This is a genomic window from Bacillus paramycoides (genome assembly GCF_038971285.1).
Classification (GTDB): Bacteria; Bacillota; Bacilli; order Bacillales; family Bacillaceae_G; genus Bacillus_A.
Window position 1 is genome coordinate 522,409 of record NZ_CP152427.1, and the last position, 20,748, is coordinate 543,156.

15 protein-coding genes, 16 tRNA genes and 3 rRNA genes are annotated in these 20,748 nt (G+C 39.1%); 32 read left to right on the forward strand and 2 right to left on the reverse strand.

Annotated elements, in window-relative coordinates:
* Positions 1-34: 34 nt before the first annotated feature.
* The 3 genes from AAG068_RS02710 (at position 35) to perR (ending at position 1,667) form a co-directional block, all read left to right on the forward strand.
* A complete protein-coding gene (locus AAG068_RS02710; protein WP_000964347.1) occupies positions 35-439 on the forward strand; it encodes a potassium channel family protein in 405 nt (134 codons plus the stop codon).
* Between the two features lie 44 nt (positions 440-483).
* Positions 484-939, forward strand: a complete 456-nt coding sequence (gene bcp / locus AAG068_RS02715) for a thioredoxin-dependent thiol peroxidase (protein ID WP_342717613.1) — start codon at positions 484-486, stop codon at positions 937-939.
* 299 nt (positions 940-1,238) lie between these two features.
* A complete protein-coding gene (gene perR, locus AAG068_RS02720) occupies positions 1,239-1,667 on the forward strand; it encodes a peroxide-responsive transcriptional repressor PerR (protein ID WP_342717615.1) in 429 nt (142 codons plus the stop codon).
* A 203-nt stretch (positions 1,668-1,870) separates the two neighbouring features.
* Here perR and AAG068_RS02725 read toward each other — a convergent pair whose 3' ends face one another.
* Positions 1,871-2,227 carry a YgzB family protein gene (locus AAG068_RS02725; protein ID WP_000025059.1) on the reverse strand — a complete coding sequence of 119 codons (357 nt, stop codon included), beginning with the start codon at positions 2,225-2,227 and terminating at the stop codon, positions 1,871-1,873.
* Between the two features lie 398 nt (positions 2,228-2,625).
* Between AAG068_RS02725 and AAG068_RS02730 the strand changes: the two genes are divergently transcribed.
* The 19 genes from AAG068_RS02730 to AAG068_RS02820 all read left to right on the forward strand — a co-directional run bounded on the left by AAG068_RS02730 (position 2,626) and on the right by AAG068_RS02820 (position 9,062).
* A 16S ribosomal RNA gene (locus AAG068_RS02730) occupies positions 2,626-4,177 on the forward strand.
* A 146-nt stretch (positions 4,178-4,323) separates the two neighbouring features.
* A 23S ribosomal RNA gene (locus tag AAG068_RS02735) occupies positions 4,324-7,246 on the forward strand.
* Between the two features lie 101 nt (positions 7,247-7,347).
* A 5S ribosomal RNA gene (rrf, locus tag AAG068_RS02740) occupies positions 7,348-7,463 on the forward strand.
* Together the 16S, 23S and 5S rRNA genes with 15 tRNA genes alongside form the textbook arrangement of a ribosomal RNA operon.
* Positions 7,464-7,471: 8 nt before the next feature.
* A tRNA-Asn gene (locus tag AAG068_RS02745) sits at positions 7,472-7,546 on the forward strand.
* Positions 7,547-7,548: 2 nt separating this feature from the next.
* Positions 7,549-7,640: transfer RNA gene (locus AAG068_RS02750), tRNA-Ser, on the forward strand.
* A 17-nt stretch (positions 7,641-7,657) separates the two neighbouring features.
* Positions 7,658-7,732 (forward strand) — tRNA-Glu (locus AAG068_RS02755).
* 4 nt (positions 7,733-7,736) lie between these two features.
* A tRNA-Val gene (locus AAG068_RS02760) sits at positions 7,737-7,812 on the forward strand.
* A 24-nt stretch (positions 7,813-7,836) separates the two neighbouring features.
* Positions 7,837-7,913: transfer RNA gene (locus AAG068_RS02765), tRNA-Met, on the forward strand.
* A gap of 3 nt (positions 7,914-7,916) precedes the next feature.
* Positions 7,917-7,992 (forward strand) — tRNA-Asp (locus AAG068_RS02770).
* A 9-nt stretch (positions 7,993-8,001) separates the two neighbouring features.
* Positions 8,002-8,077: transfer RNA gene (locus tag AAG068_RS02775), tRNA-Phe, on the forward strand.
* Positions 8,078-8,095: 18 nt separating this feature from the next.
* Positions 8,096-8,171: transfer RNA gene (locus AAG068_RS02780), tRNA-Thr, on the forward strand.
* Positions 8,172-8,181: 10 nt separating this feature from the next.
* Positions 8,182-8,265 (forward strand) — tRNA-Tyr (locus AAG068_RS02785).
* A gap of 7 nt (positions 8,266-8,272) precedes the next feature.
* Positions 8,273-8,346, forward strand: a tRNA-Trp gene (locus AAG068_RS02790).
* A 19-nt stretch (positions 8,347-8,365) separates the two neighbouring features.
* Positions 8,366-8,441: transfer RNA gene (locus AAG068_RS02795), tRNA-His, on the forward strand.
* A 63-nt stretch (positions 8,442-8,504) separates the two neighbouring features.
* Positions 8,505-8,579, forward strand: a tRNA-Gln gene (locus AAG068_RS02800).
* A gap of 5 nt (positions 8,580-8,584) precedes the next feature.
* Positions 8,585-8,659: transfer RNA gene (locus AAG068_RS02805), tRNA-Gly, on the forward strand.
* A 14-nt stretch (positions 8,660-8,673) separates the two neighbouring features.
* Positions 8,674-8,744, forward strand: a tRNA-Cys gene (locus AAG068_RS02810).
* Positions 8,745-8,754: 10 nt separating this feature from the next.
* Positions 8,755-8,836, forward strand: a tRNA-Leu gene (locus tag AAG068_RS02815).
* 97 nt (positions 8,837-8,933) lie between these two features.
* Positions 8,934-9,062 carry a hypothetical protein gene (locus AAG068_RS02820; protein ID WP_342717617.1) on the forward strand — a complete coding sequence of 43 codons (129 nt, stop codon included), beginning with the start codon at positions 8,934-8,936 and terminating at the stop codon, positions 9,060-9,062.
* Positions 9,063-9,173: 111 nt separating this feature from the next.
* Here AAG068_RS02820 and AAG068_RS02825 read toward each other — a convergent pair whose 3' ends face one another.
* The gene (locus tag AAG068_RS02825; RefSeq protein WP_342717619.1) at positions 9,174-9,494 is read right to left on the reverse strand and encodes a DUF3884 family protein; all 321 of its coding nucleotides are present in this window, start codon (positions 9,492-9,494) and stop codon (positions 9,174-9,176) included.
* A 349-nt stretch (positions 9,495-9,843) separates the two neighbouring features.
* Here AAG068_RS02825 and AAG068_RS02830 point away from each other — a divergent pair, with 349 nt between their 5' ends.
* The 10 genes from AAG068_RS02830 to AAG068_RS02875 all read left to right on the forward strand — a co-directional run bounded on the left by AAG068_RS02830 (position 9,844) and on the right by AAG068_RS02875 (position 20,713).
* Positions 9,844-10,563, forward strand: coding sequence for a YebC/PmpR family DNA-binding transcriptional regulator (locus AAG068_RS02830; protein ID WP_342717621.1), 720 nt, complete (start codon positions 9,844-9,846; stop codon positions 10,561-10,563).
* Between the two features lie 152 nt (positions 10,564-10,715).
* Entirely contained in the window at positions 10,716-11,177 is a 462-nt protein-coding gene (locus AAG068_RS02835) for an NUDIX hydrolase (RefSeq protein WP_342717623.1), read from the forward strand.
* Between the two features lie 427 nt (positions 11,178-11,604).
* Positions 11,605-12,381, forward strand: a complete 777-nt coding sequence (locus AAG068_RS02840; protein ID WP_342717625.1) for a transglycosylase domain-containing protein — start codon at positions 11,605-11,607, stop codon at positions 12,379-12,381.
* A 187-nt stretch (positions 12,382-12,568) separates the two neighbouring features.
* Complete coding sequence (locus AAG068_RS02845) at positions 12,569-13,219, forward strand: DsbA family protein (protein WP_342717627.1); 651 nt, start codon at positions 12,569-12,571, stop codon at positions 13,217-13,219.
* Between the two features lie 114 nt (positions 13,220-13,333).
* Positions 13,334-13,407: transfer RNA gene (locus tag AAG068_RS02850), tRNA-Gly, on the forward strand.
* Positions 13,408-13,605: 198 nt separating this feature from the next.
* On the forward strand, positions 13,606-14,748 hold the full coding sequence (queG, locus tag AAG068_RS02855; protein WP_342717629.1) for a tRNA epoxyqueuosine(34) reductase QueG: 1,143 nt from the start codon (positions 13,606-13,608) through the stop codon (positions 14,746-14,748).
* 44 nt (positions 14,749-14,792) lie between these two features.
* Positions 14,793-15,680 carry an amidase domain-containing protein gene (locus tag AAG068_RS02860; protein WP_342717630.1) on the forward strand — a complete coding sequence of 296 codons (888 nt, stop codon included), beginning with the start codon at positions 14,793-14,795 and terminating at the stop codon, positions 15,678-15,680.
* Positions 15,681-15,738: 58 nt separating this feature from the next.
* Positions 15,739-16,227, forward strand: a complete 489-nt coding sequence (gene trmL / locus AAG068_RS02865; protein ID WP_000538147.1) for a tRNA (uridine(34)/cytosine(34)/5-carboxymethylaminomethyluridine(34)-2'-O)-methyltransferase TrmL — start codon at positions 15,739-15,741, stop codon at positions 16,225-16,227.
* Between the two features lie 129 nt (positions 16,228-16,356).
* Positions 16,357-18,426 carry a sensor domain-containing protein gene (locus tag AAG068_RS02870; protein ID WP_342717727.1) on the forward strand — a complete coding sequence of 690 codons (2,070 nt, stop codon included), beginning with the start codon at positions 16,357-16,359 and terminating at the stop codon, positions 18,424-18,426.
* A gap of 391 nt (positions 18,427-18,817) precedes the next feature.
* Positions 18,818-20,713: a PrkA family serine protein kinase gene (locus tag AAG068_RS02875; protein WP_000353283.1), complete on the forward strand. Its 1,896-nt coding sequence runs from the start codon at positions 18,818-18,820 to the stop codon at positions 20,711-20,713.
* The last annotated feature ends 35 nt before the right edge of the window (positions 20,714-20,748 follow it).

Below are 20,748 nucleotides of genomic sequence, written 5' to 3' on the forward strand. Positions count from 1 at the left end.
GGCCGTCTCATACATATAAAATGAGGTGGAGGACATGTTATGGGGATTTATTCTATTAATTGCAGCAATTGCTATTTTGAGAAGTGTCCAATTGTTATGGAGTTCATATTCAGATTCTAGACGTTTCTTTTCGCTGTATAATTTAGCCTCCTTGTTTCTAATTTATACAACGGTATTAATTGCGTTTGGGTTAAGTTATGTTGTATTAGAAGAAATGGGCTTTGCAGTTTTGAAAGAAGATGGAGAAAGCTTGCATGCCCAATCTTTTCAACTTGTAGAAATTTGCTTATATTTTAGCGCAGTTACTTTGTTGTCCGTTGGATACGGTGATATAGCTCCGATTGGAATAGGGAGATGGATTGCGATTGCAGAAGCGCTAATTGGATATACATTACCGTTTGCTTTTGTAATGAGGTCTGTAATAGACAATGAAAAATAAGATAGCATTTGATATAGTAAAAGAAAAGAATAGGAGTGATAACAATGATCACAGTAGGAGAAATGGCTCCAGAATTTACATTAGAGGGAAGTAACGGGGAACAAGTTCGCTTAGCTGATTTTCGTGGTAAAAACGTAGTTCTATATTTTTATCCGAAAGATATGACTCCAGGGTGTACAACTGAAGCATGTGATTTTCGAGATGCATATGGATTATTTCAAGAGAAAGATACAGTTATTCTTGGTGTAAGTCCGGATTCAGCGAACAGACATCTGAAATTTATTGAGAAGCATGAACTTCCATTTGTACTTTTAGTAGATGAAGATCATAAGGTAGCGGAATTGTACGATGTTTGGAAGTTGAAAAAGAACTTTGGAAAAGAGTACATGGGAATTGAGCGTTCTACATTCCTTATTAATAAAGACGGTGAGCTTGTAAACGAATGGCGCAAAGTGAAAGTGAAGGGACATATTGAAGATGTTCTTTCTTATATAAAGTAAATCCATTGGGGAGATAAAATATATAGAAGTAAGGCGAGTGTCTATACATATTTTATTGGCTTACATAAAGTGAAGTGTAGGGCATACCTCCTCAGATGATAGTATTCCAAGTGCGATTATGTCGCACTTTTTTTCTATTGTAAATGTATAAAAAATAGGGAAAGATACATAAGAATAAGGCTATATACAAAAATAAACCACATACTTATAGTAGAAATATTGACGATTTATAAGAAAAGGAGTACACTCTTTATAAGAATTATAAAATAATAATCCGTATAGAATCGGGGTGCATGACGGTGGTCAAAGAAGAATTAAAAGAAGCGCTAGAAATGCTGAAAAATATGGGTGTACGCATTACTCCACAGCGTCATGCTATTTTAGAGTACCTTGTGGAATCTATGACGCACCCAACAGCGGATGACATTTATAAAGCATTAGAAGGTAAGTTTCCAAATATGAGTGTTGCAACTGTTTATAATAACTTACGTGTATTTAAAGAGGTTGGCCTTGTAAAGGAATTAACTTATGGAGACGCTTCAAGTAGATTTGATTATGTTACAAGTCAACATTATCATGTGATTTGCGAAAAATGTGGTAAGATTGTTGATTTTCCTTATGGGGGTTTGGAACAGCTTGAAGAGGAAGCTGCGAAAACGACAGGCTTCGTTATTAATAGTCATCGCTTAGAAATTTATGGCGTTTGTCCAGAGTGTCATAAGGCGTAATATATAATAAAGAAAGAGGGAGACGTTTACGTCTCCCTCTTTCTTTATTATATATGGGAATTTCGTTAGGTTCAGGAGGATTTGATTCAGTAAAGAACCTAATTTAATTAAGATAAATACAAAAGGTGATTTCTTGGTTAAGAAATCACCTTTTCATGTTTAGTTTTGTAAGATTACATTTTCCTTACTGTACTCATATGTGCCTATGATTTATAGCTCTTTTTATTGTATTTCTCATCAAACTCTTTTCCTTCTAGATTTCGATCCATTGTTAAAGGTTGGTTGCAATGCATACATGCATCGACACGGCCGAGCATTTTTGTAGGTTTATCACAGCTTGGACAAATAATTTGTATAGTTTTAGTAGATAACATACCGATCCAAAAGTAAACGACAGTACTAGCGATTACAGCTAAGAAGCCAACCATCATAAATGTTGTCATAATAATAATGTTTTCACGGAAAAAGACTCCTAAGTATGCAATGAAGAGGCCGATAAATACTAAACTTAATGCAAAGGTCCGGATTTTATTAATTTTGTTTGAATACTTAATGCTCATTCTCACCACACTCCTATAACATAATAATAACATAAAATTTAGAATTTTCATTCGTTCGGAAACGTGATAAAGTGATAAGATATGAAATGTTGATTAGGATAAAGGATGAAGGGAGACTATACGTATTTTTGAAACGCTTTTTTAAAGTTTTAACGGGATGTGAAATTTTTTTATAAAAAGTATTGACCCTGTATGTGCTGCATGATATATTAATAACCGTCGCTGATGCAGAAACGCAGAAAACGACAAAAAAGAAATTTAAAACTTAGTTGACATCGAAAAACGAAGATGTTAACATAAGGGAGTCGCAAATGAGCGACCAAGTAGTTCTTTGAAAACTGAACGAAACAAACAACGTGAAACGTCAATTTTTATTTTAGATGCTAGACAAACTAACTTTATTGGAGAGTTTGATCCTGGCTCAGGATGAACGCTGGCGGCGTGCCTAATACATGCAAGTCGAGCGAATGGATTAAGAGCTTGCTCTTATGAAGTTAGCGGCGGACGGGTGAGTAACACGTGGGTAACCTGCCCATAAGACTGGGATAACTCCGGGAAACCGGGGCTAATACCGGATAACATTTTGAACCACATGGTTCGAAATTGAAAGGCGGCTTCGGCTGTCACTTATGGATGGACCCGCGTCGCATTAGCTAGTTGGTGAGGTAACGGCTCACCAAGGCAACGATGCGTAGCCGACCTGAGAGGGTGATCGGCCACACTGGGACTGAGACACGGCCCAGACTCCTACGGGAGGCAGCAGTAGGGAATCTTCCGCAATGGACGAAAGTCTGACGGAGCAACGCCGCGTGAGTGATGAAGGCTTTCGGGTCGTAAAACTCTGTTGTTAGGGAAGAACAAGTGCTAGTTGAATAAGCTGGCACCTTGACGGTACCTAACCAGAAAGCCACGGCTAACTACGTGCCAGCAGCCGCGGTAATACGTAGGTGGCAAGCGTTATCCGGAATTATTGGGCGTAAAGCGCGCGCAGGTGGTTTCTTAAGTCTGATGTGAAAGCCCACGGCTCAACCGTGGAGGGTCATTGGAAACTGGGAGACTTGAGTGCAGAAGAGGAAAGTGGAATTCCATGTGTAGCGGTGAAATGCGTAGAGATATGGAGGAACACCAGTGGCGAAGGCGACTTTCTGGTCTGTAACTGACACTGAGGCGCGAAAGCGTGGGGAGCAAACAGGATTAGATACCCTGGTAGTCCACGCCGTAAACGATGAGTGCTAAGTGTTAGAGGGTTTCCGCCCTTTAGTGCTGAAGTTAACGCATTAAGCACTCCGCCTGGGGAGTACGGCCGCAAGGCTGAAACTCAAAGGAATTGACGGGGGCCCGCACAAGCGGTGGAGCATGTGGTTTAATTCGAAGCAACGCGAAGAACCTTACCAGGTCTTGACATCCTCTGACAACCCTAGAGATAGGGCTTCTCCTTCGGGAGCAGAGTGACAGGTGGTGCATGGTTGTCGTCAGCTCGTGTCGTGAGATGTTGGGTTAAGTCCCGCAACGAGCGCAACCCTTGATCTTAGTTGCCATCATTTAGTTGGGCACTCTAAGGTGACTGCCGGTGACAAACCGGAGGAAGGTGGGGATGACGTCAAATCATCATGCCCCTTATGACCTGGGCTACACACGTGCTACAATGGACGGTACAAAGAGCTGCAAGACCGCGAGGTGGAGCTAATCTCATAAAACCGTTCTCAGTTCGGATTGTAGGCTGCAACTCGCCTACATGAAGCTGGAATCGCTAGTAATCGCGGATCAGCATGCCGCGGTGAATACGTTCCCGGGCCTTGTACACACCGCCCGTCACACCACGAGAGTTTGTAACACCCGAAGTCGGTGGGGTAACCTTTTTGGAGCCAGCCGCCTAAGGTGGGACAGATGATTGGGGTGAAGTCGTAACAAGGTAGCCGTATCGGAAGGTGCGGCTGGATCACCTCCTTTCTATGGAGAATTGATGAACGCTGTTCATCAATATAAGTTTCCGTGTTTCGTTTTGTTCAGTTTTGAGAGAACTATCTCTCATGTATAAATGTATGTTCTTTGAAAACTAGATAACAGTGTAGCTCATATTTTTTAATTTTTAGTTTGGTTAAGTTAGAAAGGGCGCACGGTGGATGCCTTGACACTAGGAGTCGATGAAGGACGGGACTAACGCCGATATGCTTCGGGGAGCTGTAAGTAAGCTTTGATCCGAAGATTTCCGAATGGGGAAACCCACCATACGTAATGGTATGGTATCCTTACCTGAATACATAGGGTAAGGAAGACAGACCCAGGGAACTGAAACATCTAAGTACCTGGAGGAAGAGAAAGCAAATGCGATTTCCTGAGTAGCGGCGAGCGAAACGGAACATAGCCCAAACCAAGAGGCTTGCCTCTTGGGGTTGTAGGACATTCTATACGGAGTTACAAAGGAACGAGGTAGACGAAGCGACCTGGAAAGGTCCGTCGTAGAGGGTAACAACCCCGTAGTCGAAACTTCGTTCTCTCTTGAATGTATCCTGAGTACGGCGGAACACGTGAAATTCCGTCGGAATCTGGGAGGACCATCTCCCAAGGCTAAATACTCCCTAGTGATCGATAGTGAACCAGTACCGTGAGGGAAAGGTGAAAAGCACCCCGGAAGGGGAGTGAAAGAGATCCTGAAACCGTGTGCCTACAAATAGTCAGAGCCCGTTAACGGGTGATGGCGTGCCTTTTGTAGAATGAACCGGCGAGTTACGATCCCGTGCGAGGTTAAGCTGAAGAGGCGGAGCCGCAGCGAAAGCGAGTCTGAATAGGGCGTTTAGTACGTGGTCGTAGACCCGAAACCAGGTGATCTACCCATGTCCAGGGTGAAGTTCAGGTAACACTGAATGGAGGCCCGAACCCACGCACGTTGAAAAGTGCGGGGATGAGGTGTGGGTAGCGGAGAAATTCCAATCGAACCTGGAGATAGCTGGTTCTCCCCGAAATAGCTTTAGGGCTAGCCTTAAGTGTAAGAGTCTTGGAGGTAGAGCACTGATTGGACTAGGGGTCCTCATCGGATTACCGAATTCAGTCAAACTCCGAATGCCAATGACTTATCCTTAGGAGTCAGACTGCGAGTGATAAGATCCGTAGTCAAAAGGGAAACAGCCCAGACCGCCAGCTAAGGTCCCAAAGTGTGTATTAAGTGGAAAAGGATGTGGAGTTGCTTAGACAACTAGGATGTTGGCTTAGAAGCAGCCACCATTTAAAGAGTGCGTAATAGCTCACTAGTCGAGTGACTCTGCGCCGAAAATGTACCGGGGCTAAATACACCACCGAAGCTGCGGATTGATACCGAATGGTATCAGTGGTAGGGGAGCGTTCTAAGGACAGTGAAGTCAGACCGTAAGGACTGGTGGAGTGCTTAGAAGTGAGAATGCCGGTATGAGTAGCGAAAGACGGGTGAGAATCCCGTCCACCGAATGCCTAAGGTTTCCTGAGGAAGGCTCGTCCGCTCAGGGTTAGTCAGGACCTAAGCCGAGGCCGACAGGCGTAGGCGATGGACAACAGGTTGATATTCCTGTACCACCTCTTTATCGTTTGAGCAATGGAGGGACGCAGAAGGATAGAAGAAGCGTGCGATTGGTTGTGCACGTCCAAGCAGTTAGGCTGATAAGTAGGCAAATCCGCTTATCGTGAAGGCTGAGCTGTGATGGGGAAGCTCCTTATGGAGCGAAGTCTTTGATTCCCCGCTGCCAAGAAAAGCTTCTAGCGAGATAAAAGGTGCCTGTACCGCAAACCGACACAGGTAGGCGAGGAGAGAATCCTAAGGTGTGCGAGAGAACTCTGGTTAAGGAACTCGGCAAAATGACCCCGTAACTTCGGGAGAAGGGGTGCTTTCTTAACGGAAAGCCGCAGTGAATAGGCCCAAGCGACTGTTTAGCAAAAACACAGCTCTCTGCGAAGCCGTAAGGCGAAGTATAGGGGGTGACACCTGCCCGGTGCTGGAAGGTTAAGGAGAGGGGTTAGCGTAAGCGAAGCTCTGAACTGAAGCCCCAGTAAACGGCGGCCGTAACTATAACGGTCCTAAGGTAGCGAAATTCCTTGTCGGGTAAGTTCCGACCCGCACGAAAGGTGTAACGATTTGGGCACTGTCTCAACCAGAGACTCGGTGAAATTATAGTACCTGTGAAGATGCAGGTTACCCGCGACAGGACGGAAAGACCCCGTGGAGCTTTACTGTAGCCTGATATTGAATTTTGGTACAGTTTGTACAGGATAGGCGGGAGCCTTTGAAACCGGAGCGCTAGCTTCGGTGGAGGCGCTGGTGGGATACCGCCCTGACTGTATTGAAATTCTAACCTACGGGTCTTATCGACCCGGGAGACAGTGTCAGGTGGGCAGTTTGACTGGGGCGGTCGCCTCCTAAAGTGTAACGGAGGCGCCCAAAGGTTCCCTCAGAATGGTTGGAAATCATTCGTAGAGTGCAAAGGCATAAGGGAGCTTGACTGCGAGACCTACAAGTCGAGCAGGGACGAAAGTCGGGCTTAGTGATCCGGTGGTTCCGCATGGAAGGGCCATCGCTCAACGGATAAAAGCTACCCCGGGGATAACAGGCTTATCTCCCCCAAGAGTCCACATCGACGGGGAGGTTTGGCACCTCGATGTCGGCTCATCGCATCCTGGGGCTGTAGTCGGTCCCAAGGGTTGGGCTGTTCGCCCATTAAAGCGGTACGCGAGCTGGGTTCAGAACGTCGTGAGACAGTTCGGTCCCTATCCGTCGTGGGCGTAGGAAATTTGAGAGGAGCTGTCCTTAGTACGAGAGGACCGGGATGGACGCACCGCTGGTGTACCAGTTGTTCTGCCAAGGGCATAGCTGGGTAGCTATGTGCGGAAGGGATAAGTGCTGAAAGCATCTAAGCATGAAGCCCCCCTCAAGATGAGATTTCCCATAGCGTAAGCTAGTAAGATCCCTGAAAGATGATCAGGTTGATAGGTTCGAGGTGGAAGCATGGTGACATGTGGAGCTGACGAATACTAATAGATCGAGGACTTAACCATATAATATGAAGCAATGTTATCTAGTTTTGAGAGAACATAAAAAAACTTGTTGACTTTTAAAGAAAATAAGTTATAATAATGATTGTCTCAAAAGAATAATGTCTGGTAATGATGGCAGAGAGGTCACACCCGTTCCCATACCGAACACGGAAGTTAAGCTCTCTAGCGCCGATGGTAGTTGGGACCTTGTCCCTGTGAGAGTAGGACGTTGCCAGGCAATATTATTCCGCAGTAGCTCAGCGGTAGAGCTATCGGCTGTTAACCGATCGGTCGTAGGTTCGATTCCTACCTGCGGAGCCATTGGAGAGCTGTCCGAGTTGGCCGAAGGAGCACGATTGGAAATCGTGTATACGTCATAAGCGTATCAAGGGTTCGAATCCCTTGCTCTCCGCCATAGGATTTATAATATTTGGCCCGTTGGTCAAGTGGTTAAGACACCGCCCTTTCACGGCGGTAACACGGGTTCGAATCCCGTACGGGTCACCACTTTGGAGGATTAGCTCAGCTGGGAGAGCACCTGCCTTACAAGCAGGGGGTCGGCGGTTCGATCCCGTCATCCTCCACCATATAAATTATATGAATAGTATTATCGCGGGGTGGAGCAGCACGGTAGCTCGTCGGGCTCATAACCCGAAGGTCGCAGGTTCAAATCCTGTCCCCGCAACCAAATGGTCCCGTGGTGTAGTGGTTAACATGCCTGCCTGTCACGCAGGAGATCGCCGGTTCGACCCCGGTCGGGACCGCCATTTTAATAAGGCTCGGTAGCTCAGTCGGTAGAGCAGAGGACTGAAAATCCTCGTGTCGGCGGTTCGATTCCGTCCCGAGCCACCATTTATCTTAATCATATACGCCGGCTTAGCTCAATTGGTAGAGCAACTGACTTGTAATCAGTAGGTTGGGGGTTCAAGTCCTCTAGCCGGCACCATGTAAGTTTCGGAGGGGTAGCGAAGTGGCTAAACGCGGCGGACTGTAAATCCGCTCCTTCGGGTTCGGCAGTTCGAATCTGCCCCCCTCCACCATTTGCATAGGGGCATAGTTTAAAGGTAGAACTGAGGTCTCCAAAACCTCCAGTGTGGGTTCGATTCCTACTGCCCCTGCCAAATATATTTACACAACATGGCGGTTGTGGCGAAGTGGTTAACGCACCGGATTGTGGCTCCGGCATTCGTGGGTTCGATTCCCATCAGTCGCCCCATTTTTATTTTAAAAATTACAAATAATCTAATGGATACTTACATATAATTAAGTAGGAATTCGATGGGCTATAGCCAAGCGGTAAGGCAACGGACTTTGACTCCGTCATGCGCTGGTTCGAATCCAGCTAGCCCAGCCATTTTTGCGGAAGTAGTTCAGTGGTAGAATACAACCTTGCCAAGGTTGGGGTCGCGGGTTCGAATCCCGTCTTCCGCTCCAGTAAAATTTTATATGGCGGCATAGCCAAGTGGTAAGGCAGAGGTCTGCAAAACCTTTATCACCGGTTCAAATCCGGTTGCCGCCTTTTCTTTTGTGCCGATGTGGCGGAATTGGCAGACGCGCACGACTCAAAATCGTGTTCCTTCGGGAGTGTCGGTTCGACCCCGACCATCGGTATCACGAACGGCGTAATAAAAAAGCTCTATACTAATTGTATAGAGCTTTTTTATGTTTTCATTAGACGGTAAAATAAGCACTAAAAAGGTCGTGTGCGGTGGGTAAACGTAGAACATTATTACTAGAAGCAGAATTAAAATTGGCAAAGAAATCGCCGTATGTAACCATTGATGAAGAAGCATTAAATTTTTTCTCTATGAAAGCCCATGCGATACAGTTGGAGTAAACTACGAAAAATGAACAGGATAAAAACGAATATTCATTTTTATCCTGTTCATTCCATTATTCTATAAAATGCCATCGGAATATTGGATATACAATATTCTTTTTGAGCACTCTAGAGAGAATTTCTCCACCCCGGTGACATGAAGTTAAATCCGACACCACCAGTAGATATTAGTACATTATCAACGGTTAAGTTTGTAATTTCTAAAAACCTCTTTTCAAACTCTGCTCTGTTGTACTTGTACATAGTTGAGTGGCACGCCCACATTTGCGTTGAAGTGCTCAACCAGTCTCCTAATTCCTTTAATTCAGGAAACGACTCAAATCGAATTGGTTCATCTAATTTCATCAATCTCACTTGATAGATAGTTGGGTTTAGCTTTTCTCCTATTCCTTTAAGAGCATGTGTGTTTTTTTCGTTTGAATGTGTCATAATTCTCCCCCATTTCCCCTTTAAATTTTTTCTTATTTTAATTATACAACAATAGAAAGTAATTATAGTGATATTATGGAAATAGGTATCGGCGATATAAAAAACTCTAACAGAAAAGTTAGAGTTTTTTTGTTAAATTATACTATGTGCTTCTAAAATTCGTAATAAACGTAGGAATTCATGTATAATATAACTTGTCGAAAGAACAAAATGATAGTGATTTATATTATGTCTGTAATATGAATTAAAGATGAACTTTTTATATTTCTTTTAAAAATGTGTTGAATACACATTATATTTCATATTAATATTTTTATGTAGATTTAAAACGGGAAAGAGAGTGGAAAGTATGGGTCGTAAATGGAATAATATTAAGGATAAAAAAGCATCAAAAGATGCAAATACTAGCCGTATATACGCGAAATTTGGACGTGAAATTTATGTGGCGGCAAAACAAGGCGAGCCAGATCCAGAATCAAACCAAGCGCTTAGAGTTGTATTGGAACGTGCGAAAACATATAATGTTCCAAGAACAATTATCGATCGTGCAGTTGAAAAAGCAAAAGGCGGTTCAGAAGAAAATTATGATGAGCTTCGTTATGAAGGATTCGGACCAAATGGATCTATGGTAATTGTAGATACACTTACGAATAACGTAAACCGTACTGCAGCAGATGTACGAGCTGCATTTAGCAAAAACAGTGGTAACATGGGTGTAAACGGTTCTGTAGCTTACATGTTTGATGCGACAGCTGTTATCGGTCTTGAAGGGAAAACATCAGATGAAGTGCTTGAAATTTTAATGGAAGCAGATGTGGATGCACGTGATATTCTTGAAGAAGAAGATGCTGTTATCGTGTATGCTGAGCCTGATCAATTCCATGCAGTACAATCTGCACTTAAAGATGCTGGTGTTGAAGAATTCACAGTTGCTGAATTAACAATGCTTGCACAAAGTGATGTAACACTTCCTGAAGATGCACAAGTGCAATTTGAAAAAATGGTTGATGCGTTAGAAGATCTAGAAGATGTGCAACAAGTTTACCACAACGTAGACTTAGGAGAATAATACGATAGATAGAAGCCCCTTTCGTTTAACGGATAGGGGCTTCTTTTTTATGAATTTAATTAAGGGGATGAATGAGTAAAGGTATTTTGTTGTAGACAGGGAATATGCTTATACGGATATGTGAAATATTCATTATTGCTAGGAGGCTTAATATGGAACATAAAACACCAAAGCATATCGTTGCTGTAGCAGGTTATTTAACAAATGAAAAAGACGAAGTGTTATTAGCTAAAGTACATTGGCGATCGGATACGTGGGAGTTGCCAGGAGGACAGGTAGAAGAAGGAGAAGCGCTCGATCAAGCTGTTTGTAGGGAAATAAAAGAGGAAACAGGATTAACGGTGAAGCCTATCGGTATTACAGGAGTTTATTATAATGCTTCCATGCACATTCTAGCTGTTGTTTTTAAAGTCGCATACGTGAGCGGTGAAATACACATTCAGCCTGAAGAAATACAAGAGGCTAAATTTGTTGCTTTAAATGAAGAGAACATAGATGAGTACATAACGCGTCCTCATATGAAATCCAGAACGCTTGATGCGATGAGAGCAATACATTGTATTCCGTACGAAACGTGGGAAGTGCAGCCATATCATTTAATAGGTAGATTATAAAGAAAAGAGTAGCTGGTTTGAGATACAATCAAATCACTACTCTTTTTTGTATACTGTTTAAGAAAAAGGTCAAAATAATAATAGGGCTAGTATTGATTTTGAGAACGTTTGTTCTGTATAATGTATGATATATTGTATACATTTAGATTGCTAGATACTTACAAATATATATATTTGTAGATGATATAATGAAAATAGGATGTTTTAATAGGGAAGTATAAGCTTAAGGTATACTCTGTTATTGGTTTAGCATAATCTATATTCAATATTTCAGATGAATAGTAGATAAAAAAAGACTGTGATACAATACTTTTTTATACCTTACAATGATGTAAGGTACGTGTAAGAGAAATCGATGGGATGTTTTTTTACAACAAGGTATTCTTAAAGTAAGAGTTATACGCTGTGTGGAAAAGAGGTGTTCAAGATGAAAGAACGAGTATTATCTAGGGTGAACTATCATCAAAAAGTTGCATTAAATCCAATGACTAAATTCTTTTATAAAGCCATTATATTATTATTATTGTTAAGTTGTACGTTATTATTCGTTGGAAATGTGATGATCGAGCAAAGTGATATTAGTAAATTACATGTACCGGCTAAGTTAGAGGTGCCAGAATCATTAACACATGCATTTATTGCGACAGAAGATAAAAGGTTTTATCATCATAACGGTTTAGATTATATAGCGATTGTCAGAGCGTCTGTTGAAAATATAAAAGCTGGTGGTGTTGTGCAGGGTGGAAGTACAATTACACAACAGTTATCCAAAAATGCTTTTTTAACGAATGAACGTACATTTTCTCGTAAGTGGAAAGAGATTTTCTATACGAAAAAAATTGAACGTACATTTACGAAGGATGAAATTTTAAAATTGTATGTAAGCAATATTTATTACGGAGAAGGAGCATGGGGAATTGAAAAAGCGGCAAACCTTTACTTCGGTAAAAAGGTAAGTCAATTAACGCTAGCTGAAAGTGCAATGATGGCTGCTGTAGTAAAGGCACCTTCTTATTACTCACCGGCACAAAATTATGATAAGGCCGTAGAGAGACGAAATGTCGTTTTGAGATTGATGGAGAAAGAAGGATATATCAATCATGATGAGTATGTGCAAGCAGTTAGTGAGAAGTTAGTAATTCGTCATGATATAAAAACAGAGCAGTCGATGTTAAATAGTGCTCGTGAAAAAGCAGTAAGCTAAAGGAAGTTCCTACATAGGAGCTTCTTTTTTTGAATAAATTGTGACAAATTGTGACACAATATCGTCACAATTATTGTGTTTTTGTAATTTATGTGAGCGTGTTCATTGCGTGACGTATATAAGTGTTGATATTATGTGTATTGTGTACAATGCTGTATACAGAATATGAATTTAAAGAGGAATGTATATGAAATCAAATAAACTCATGGCTCTTGGTATAGTTTTTTCTATCGCAGTATTGATTGTAATCGGAACAATTGCGTATAGCATCATAAATGACAAAAAGGATAAAGGGAATGAGATGTTTGCTTATTCCACACAACAATCTTTAGGGAAAGATGATGCCCCAGTTAAGGTAGTTGAATTTGGAGACTTCAAATGTCCTGCTTGTCGTACTTGGGATGTAACAGTATTACCACGATTAAAAGAAGAGTATATCGATAAAGGCAAAGTGCAGTTATACTTTATTAACTTCCCATTTATCGGAAAAGACTCTGATTTAGGTGCAGCAGCTGGTGAAGCAATTTATAAACAAGATAAAGATTCATTCTGGACTTTCTATGATGAGATTTATCAAAGTCAAAAGAAAGATACGGAAGAATGGATTACAGAAGAATTACTTCTTAACATTGTGAAAGAGAAGCTTCCAAAAGTTGATGTAGCGCAATTTAAGAAAGATTTACACAGTAAAGAAATAAAAGAAAAAGTACGTAAAGATTCAGATCGTGCTCAAAAATTAAAAGTTCAAGGTGCTCCTTCAGTATATATAAACGGAAATCTTGCAAACCCTGATTTCGACAGTATGAAGAAGGCGATTGATAAAGAATTGAAAAAGTGATGAGATACTCATCACTTTTTCGACTTTTTTCGATAAAATTCTTGCTTCCGCTTTTTGTACATGCTATACTACTTTACATAAGTTATTCTAATATCTTATATTTATTTCATATTTGCGGGTGTAGTTTAGTGGTAAAACAAGAGCCTTCCAAGCTCTGGTCGAGAGTTCGATTCTCTTCACCCGCTCCAAATTTTATTAAATGTTTTTCTATAAATTGTGATCAACGCAGTGTTTCGTTTCCGAGATAAACGAGGCATTGCGTTTTTTAATGTTTGGAAAACATAATTGTATGCGAAAATAGAAGTAAAGAATAGTATTCCGAAAGTGAATTGCTAACCAATAGATCGTTACATAAAGGATGGATTCATCTGAGGAGGCGATTAGGAATGGATTTTGAACAATTAAAGCAAGATGTAATTGCGTATAGTAAAACAATTGGTATAGATAAAATAGGCTTTGCTAGTGCTTCACCATTTGAAGAATTAAAGCAGCGGTTAATCCAGCAGCAACAATTAAATTATCAATCTGGATTTGAAGAGCCTGATATAGAAAAAAGAACGAACCCGCAGCTTCTACTACCTGGTGCAAAATCAATTATTGCGATTGCATTAGCGTATCCTTCAAAATTAAAAAATGCACCATTAAGTAAGCGAGGAGAACGCCGTGGTATTTTTTGTCGTGCCTCTTGGGGACAAGATTATCACCTTGTTTTACGGGATCGTTTGCAAAAATTAGAAGCATATTTAATTGAAAAACTTCCCGATATAGAAGTTAAGTCAATGGTTGATACGGGTGAATTAAGTGATCGAGCTGTTTCGGAGCGTGCCGGTATTGGATGGAGCGGTAAGAATTGCGCTATTATTACACCTGAATTTGGTTCATATGTATATTTAGGAGAAATGATTACAAATGTTCCCTTTCCACCAGACCAGCCGATAGAAGATCAATGCGGGAGCTGTACAAAATGTATTGATGTCTGTCCTACAGGTGCTTTAATACAAGGAGGACAGTTAGATTCGAAGAAATGTATTGCATTTTTAACACAGACGAAAGGATTCCTACCGGAAGAATACCGCGACAAAATAGGAAATCGTATTTATGGATGTGATACATGTCAGACTGTTTGTCCCAAAAATAAAGGGAAGGATTTTCATAACCATCCTGAGATGGAACCAGATCCTGAGTTAGTTAAGCCGTTATTAACACCACTTTTAACAATTAGCAATCGTGATTTTAAAGAGAAATATGGAATTATGTCTGGTTCATGGAGAGGAAAAAAGCCGTTGCAACGAAATGCAATTTTGGCACTTGCACATTTTAAAGAGGCATCAGCAATTCCTGATTTAATTGGTGTGATGAAAGACGATCCAAGACCAGTACTTCGCGGAACAGCAGCATGGGCACTTGGGAAAATTGGTGGAGATGGCGTGGGCGAAGCTATTGAAAAAGCGATGCAACGTGAGAAAGATGAAGAGGTTCTTCATGAAATGAATCGAGGACTTGAATTGTTAGCGCAGAAAAAAGAGTAGATAATATCTCCCTTTGTCATATTGTAATATGGGAGGGAGACGAAATGGTTGTAAAAATAAATATTGAAAAGCAAGTACAACAATTTTTAGCATATATAACAGAGAAACGAACAAATGTAGATGGTATTGCTGAAGATTTATTACAAATAGCACAGAGAAAGAAACAATTATTTCAAAAGCGTAATGCAGAGATAGTGAAAGCAACTGCGGATGTTTCTTTCATGAGACAATTAAATAATAGCAATCATCAAGAAATTGATTATCAAATACATTTTAAATATTTAATTAAGCATAAAGAATTATTTTATATCGAAGAGGAACAACTAAAACGAAGAGTTTGTTTAAATAATAGCCAGGTAATAGGTGATTATGCTATTGAGGTGCCAGAAGCAGTTGGAATGAGTGAGACATTAGAAAGGGAAGTTACAAAAGAGAAGTACGGTTCTTATCAGTACAACCGTTTAGAAGCAGTTAAATATGCAGAGCGTTGGTGGGATGATCGAAACCCTGTATATCGAAATTTCCCTGATAATTGTACGAATTTTATTTCTCAATGTCTTCATACTGGAGAAGTACCAATGAATGGATATCCTAACATTCGCAAAGGATGGTGGCAAAGGGAGAATCAGTGGAGTTGGAGCTGGGCTGTCGCACACTCTTTTTATTGGTATTTGTCAGGGGCTACATCAGGACTTCGAGCTGAAGCTGTAGAAAGGCCAGAGGATCTTATTCTTGGTGATGTCATCGCTTATGATTTCGAGGATGATGGTAGGTGGAATCATACGACGATTGTAGTAGCAAAAGACGCAGATGGTATGCCACTTGTAAATGCACATTCAGCGAATAGCCGTCGGCGTTATTGGAATTATGAAGATTCTAGTAAATATACACCACAAATGAAATATAAATTCTTTCATATTATTAATGGGTAGAGATTTTTCGTTCAAGTGGTATAATACTTAGTAGACAAAAAACAGAGGTGAATATCGCGTGGGAGTACATGTTGTTTTATATCAACCAGAAATTCCAGCAAATACAGGTAATATTGCTCGTACTTGTGCAGCAACTGGAACAGAATTACATTTGATTAGACCGCTTGGATTTTCAACGGATGATAAAATGTTAAAGCGTGCAGGATTAGATTATTGGCAGCACGTGAAAATTACGTATTATGATTCAATTGAAGAGTTTTATGAGAAAAATAAAGACGGTGAGTTCTTCTATTTAACCAAGTATGGCGAGAAAGCTCATACAGCGTTTGATTATAGTAAGCGTGAGAAGGATTACTACTTTGTATTTGGAAGAGAAACAAACGGCTTACCAGCTAATGTAATCGAAGAAAATTTCGATCATTGTTTACGTATTCCAATGACTGATAAAGTGCGTTCATTAAATTTATCTAATACAGCAGCTATTTTAATTTATGAAGCGTTCCGTCAACAAAATTATCCAGGATTAGATTTAGAAATTGTTTATTAAAAGTCGCCATAATGGCGACTTTTTTTCTAAAAATAAAAATAATATGTAATCATACATTTAAAAAAGGGTACATATTCATATAGAATGGGGATATATGAATAAAAATAGATTAGACGGGTTGAGATAAATATGAAGGAACGATATAGTAATCAAAATACCTTTTTAAGTATGATAGATATGGATTTAATAAGAAGAGGATTATTACATGCTATTCAAGATTTAGTATTTATTGTGAAAGTTATGGATGATGAAACCTTTACATATATTTATGTAAATAAGATAGGTATGGATTATGCGAAGCTAAGCGAAGGGTGTTATGGAAAAACATTTTCTGAAGTATTGCCGGAAGATACGGCGGAAATATTGCAAGTGCAATATGCAAAAGTGGCGAGCGAAGCGAAAGCACATACCTTTTGTGATGTAGTTAGTTTACCAACTGGTAATTTACATTATGAATCTTCACTTAATCCTGTATTTGATGAAGAAGGAGTATGTCAGTTTATTATTTGTATTACGAGGGATATTACAGCTCAAATTGAGGAGAAGATTGAAATAGAGGAAAAACAAATGTTATTTAAGTCATTATTAGAATATAATAATGACTCCATTATATCTATAGATTCTATAGGTAGAATTACATATGCAAATCCAGCAACGTATGAAATATTTGGATATCGATATGAAGAATTAAACAATAAATTTATTTTTGAATTTATTAATAAAGAATATGAAAAAAATTTTCAAATTATATTTAAAGGATCCATGCAAGGAAAAGCGAAGCAAATTGTTTCAAAGAAATATGTTCATAAAGAAGGGGACGAGCTTTATATTTCTTTGAGAACTATTCCAATTATTGTGAACGGTGAAATTGTTGGAGTTTATATTGTTACGAGGGATGTTACAAGACAAGTATTAAATGAGATGAGAACAGAATATTTAGCTTACTATGACCAGTTAACAGGATTAATGAATAGAATTTCATGTACAAATAAGTTAAATGATTTTTTAAATGAGAAGATAGATTTTGCATTTATCTTTATAGATTTAGATGAATTTCATCTTATAAATGATACCTTTGGTCATAAAGAAGGAGATAAAGTATTACAAAAAGTGACAGAATGTTTAAGCAGTATCCAAATAGGCGGTATGCACTTATTTAGAGAACACGATGATCAATTTGTTATGTTAATAGAAAATATAACGAAAGAACGTGTAGAGGTAGTTGCAAAAAGCATATTAAAAAAAATTAGTGAACATTTTGTAATCGAGGAAGAGGACGTATATTTAAGTGCGTCAATCGGAATTGTAATGGCTCCAACAGATGGAGAAGATGAAAAAATATTATTCCAAAGAGTTGATGCTGCCCTGGAAAAAGCGAAAGAAAAAGGAAAAGGGTATTATCATTTTTATTGTAATGAATCAGATTGTGAGCGTGAACAAAGATTTATAATAGAAAACCAATTACATCGTGCTATAGAAAAAAATGAATTCTTCTTGTATTATCAGCCGCAAATTAATATTGAAAAGACAAAAATAGCTAGCATGGAAGCTTTAATAAGGTGGAAAAATAAAGAATTAGGATTTGTCTCTCCTAATCAATTTATTCCGCTGGCAGAAAGAACAGGTTTTATCATTAAGCTTGATGAATGGGTAGTAAATGAAGTGTGTAAGCAAATACGTGAATGGTTAAATAAAGGATATGAAGTTGTCCCGATTGCAGTTAATATTTCAGCCAGACACTTTCGCTCTATTACATTAATAGAGATGATTACACGAGCTTTACATAAGTACAATGTACCAGCTCATTTATTAGCAATAGAGGTTACAGAAGGAGCCCTTATACATAAAGACATATCGAAAAGAGTATTGCTGCAATTAAAAGAACAAAATTTAAAGATTCATTTAGATGATTTTGGGACGGGATATTCATCTTTAAGTTATTTAAAAACGTATCCAATTGATACTTTGAAAATTGATCGTTCTTTTATGGAAGGTATACATGTAGATGAACGCGATACGAATATTACGGCTGCGATTATTCATTTAGCTCATACTTTGGAATTGAATGTAATTGCAGAAGGAGTAGAAAAAGCGGAACAAATACAATTTCTGAAAGAAAAGAATGTGAAGTTTGTACAAGGTTATTATTATAGCAAACCACTATCAAAATATGATGTAGAAAATATATATTATAAATAATTCATAAAAAAAGTGATGTGCTAAAAGCACATCACTTTTTATGTGTACCAGGTTTATCATTGTAACCAGATGTAAAAATAGCTGTAAGAAATGTGAGTGATACACCTAAAATTAATAATAATTTCATACTAATATCCCTCCTATTTTTCAGTTTACGAATCTGAAATATGAATCGAAATGTATGTAATGTTCTTGGAAGAAAAGAATTTATTTAAAATGAATAGAGGTGTAAAAACTTTAATACCTATATTATACAGAATTTTCTTTGAATTTTGGAGAGAATTTTATAGCACAACTGTATATTTCATTTTGATTTAAAGAATGTTTGAGGACATCCTAGCATACCTTTTATAATAATCCGATTGAACAAGGAGATGGGGGAGGAGCTATAATGGATATTCTAAAAAAAATTGAACAGCATCGAGAAGCAGAAGAACGCTTACAATGGGAAGGTACGTTTGCGGAGTATTTAGAGCTTGTGAAGGAAAGACCATGGGTGGCTCAAACAGCACACTCTCGCATTTACAATATGATAAAAGATGCTGGAATTGAAGAAGTAGATGGTAGAAGAAAGTATAATTTCTTTAGTAATCAGCTATTTGGATTAGAGGATGCTTTAGAACGTCTTGTAGAGGAATATTTTCATCCATCTGCAAAACGATTAGATGTTAGAAAACGTATTTTATTATTAATGGGTCCTGTTAGTGGAGGGAAATCAACATTAGTTACGATGTTGAAACGAGGATTAGAAACATATTCACGAACAGATCGAGGAGCAATTTTTGCAATTAAAGGATGCCCAATGCATGAAGATCCGCTTCATTTAATTCCGCACCATTTACGGGATGATTTCTTTGATGAGTATGGAGTTAGAATTGAAGGGAATTTATCGCCACTCAATGTGATGCGTCTAGAACAAGAATATGGTTCAAGAATTGAGGATGTAGTTGTAGAGCGTATTTTCTTCTCGGAAGATCGTCGTACAGGGATTGGTACATTTAGCCCATCTGATCCTAAATCACAAGATATTGCCGATTTAACAGGTAGTCTGGACTTTTCAACAATTGCAGAATATGGTTCGGAATCAGATCCACGAGCATATCGTTTCGATGGAGAATTAAATAAGGCAAACCGTGGGATGATGGAATTCCAAGAGATGTTAAAATGCGACGAGAAGTTCTTATGGCATTTATTATCGCTTACGCAAGAAGGGAATTTCAAAGCGGGAAGATTTGCGCTTATTTCAGCAGATGAATTAATTGTAGCGCATACGAATGAAACGGAGTATCGTTCTTTCATAGCAAACAAGAAAAATGAAGCATTACACTCAAGAATTATTGTAATGCCTGTCCCATACAATTTACGAGTGAGTGAAGAAGAACATATTTATGAAAAAATGATTCGTGAAAGTGATGTATCCAATGTTCACATTGCACCACACACACTTCGCGTTGCAGCAATGTTTACCATTTTAACTCGTTTAAAAGATCCGAAGCGTCCGGATATTGATTTAATTAAAAAGATGCGTTTATATGATGGAGAAACGGTAGAAGGTTATAATGCGATTGATGTAGAGGAGCTGCAACGTGAATATCAAGATGAAGGCATGAGCGGTATTGATCCTCGTTATGTGATTAACCGAATTTCTTCTACAATTATTCGAAAAGAGGTACCATCTATTAACGCATTAGATGTACTTAGATCGCTAAAAGACGGGTTGGATCAGCATCCGTCAATTAGTAATGAAGATCGAGAGCGTTATATGAATTTCATCTCATTAGCAAGAAAAGAATATGATGAAATTGCGAAGAAAGAAGTACAAAAAGCATTTGTGTATTCATATGAAGAATCAGCGAAGACACTTATGGATAATTACTTAGATAACGTTGAAGCATATTGCAATAAATCAAAATTACGTGACCCATTAACAGGTGAAGAAATGAGTCCAGATGAAAAACTAATGCGTTCAATTGAAGAACAAATTGGCATTTCAGAAAATGCTAAGAAAGCATTCCGTGAAGAAATTTTAATTCGCATTTCTGCTTATGCGCGTAAAGGAAAACGCTTTGATTATAACTCACATGAGCGCCTTCGCGAAGCGATTCAGAAAAAACTATTTGCTGATTTAAAAGATATAGTGAAAATTACAACATCAACGAAAACACCAGACGAAAATCAGCTTAAGAAAATTAATGATGTTGTTGCACGCTTAATTGATGAGCACGGCTATAATTCTTCATCTGCGAATGAATTATTACGCTATGTGGGTAGCCTGCTAAACCGATAGTTTGATAACAAAACGCTGTCTCTTGTATTTTGCGG

Bases quoted from the DNA above. Each gene is read 5' to 3' on its own strand.
- AAG068_RS02710 (WP_000964347.1), top strand. From the start codon at position 35: ATGTTATGGGGATTTATTCTATTAATTGCAGCAATTGCTATTTTGAGA.
- bcp (WP_342717613.1), top strand. From the start codon at position 484: ATGATCACAGTAGGAGAAATGGCTCCAGAATTTACATTAGAGGGAAGT.
- AAG068_RS02725 (WP_000025059.1), bottom strand. From the start codon at position 2,227: ATGAGCATTAAGTATTCAAACAAAATTAATAAAATCCGGACCTTTGCA.
- AAG068_RS02825 (WP_342717619.1), bottom strand. From the start codon at position 9,494: ATGACACATTCAAACGAAAAAAACACACATGCTCTTAAAGGAATAGGA.
- AAG068_RS02830 (WP_342717621.1), top strand. From the start codon at position 9,844: ATGGGTCGTAAATGGAATAATATTAAGGATAAAAAAGCATCAAAAGAT.
- AAG068_RS02835 (WP_342717623.1), top strand. From the start codon at position 10,716: ATGGAACATAAAACACCAAAGCATATCGTTGCTGTAGCAGGTTATTTA.
- AAG068_RS02840 (WP_342717625.1), top strand. From the start codon at position 11,605: ATGAAAGAACGAGTATTATCTAGGGTGAACTATCATCAAAAAGTTGCA.
- AAG068_RS02845 (WP_342717627.1), top strand. From the start codon at position 12,569: ATGAAATCAAATAAACTCATGGCTCTTGGTATAGTTTTTTCTATCGCA.
- queG (WP_342717629.1), top strand. From the start codon at position 13,606: ATGGATTTTGAACAATTAAAGCAAGATGTAATTGCGTATAGTAAAACA.
- AAG068_RS02860 (WP_342717630.1), top strand. From the start codon at position 14,793: ATGGTTGTAAAAATAAATATTGAAAAGCAAGTACAACAATTTTTAGCA.
- AAG068_RS02870 (WP_342717727.1), top strand. From the start codon at position 16,357: ATGAAGGAACGATATAGTAATCAAAATACCTTTTTAAGTATGATAGAT.
- AAG068_RS02875 (WP_000353283.1), top strand. From the start codon at position 18,818: ATGGATATTCTAAAAAAAATTGAACAGCATCGAGAAGCAGAAGAACGC.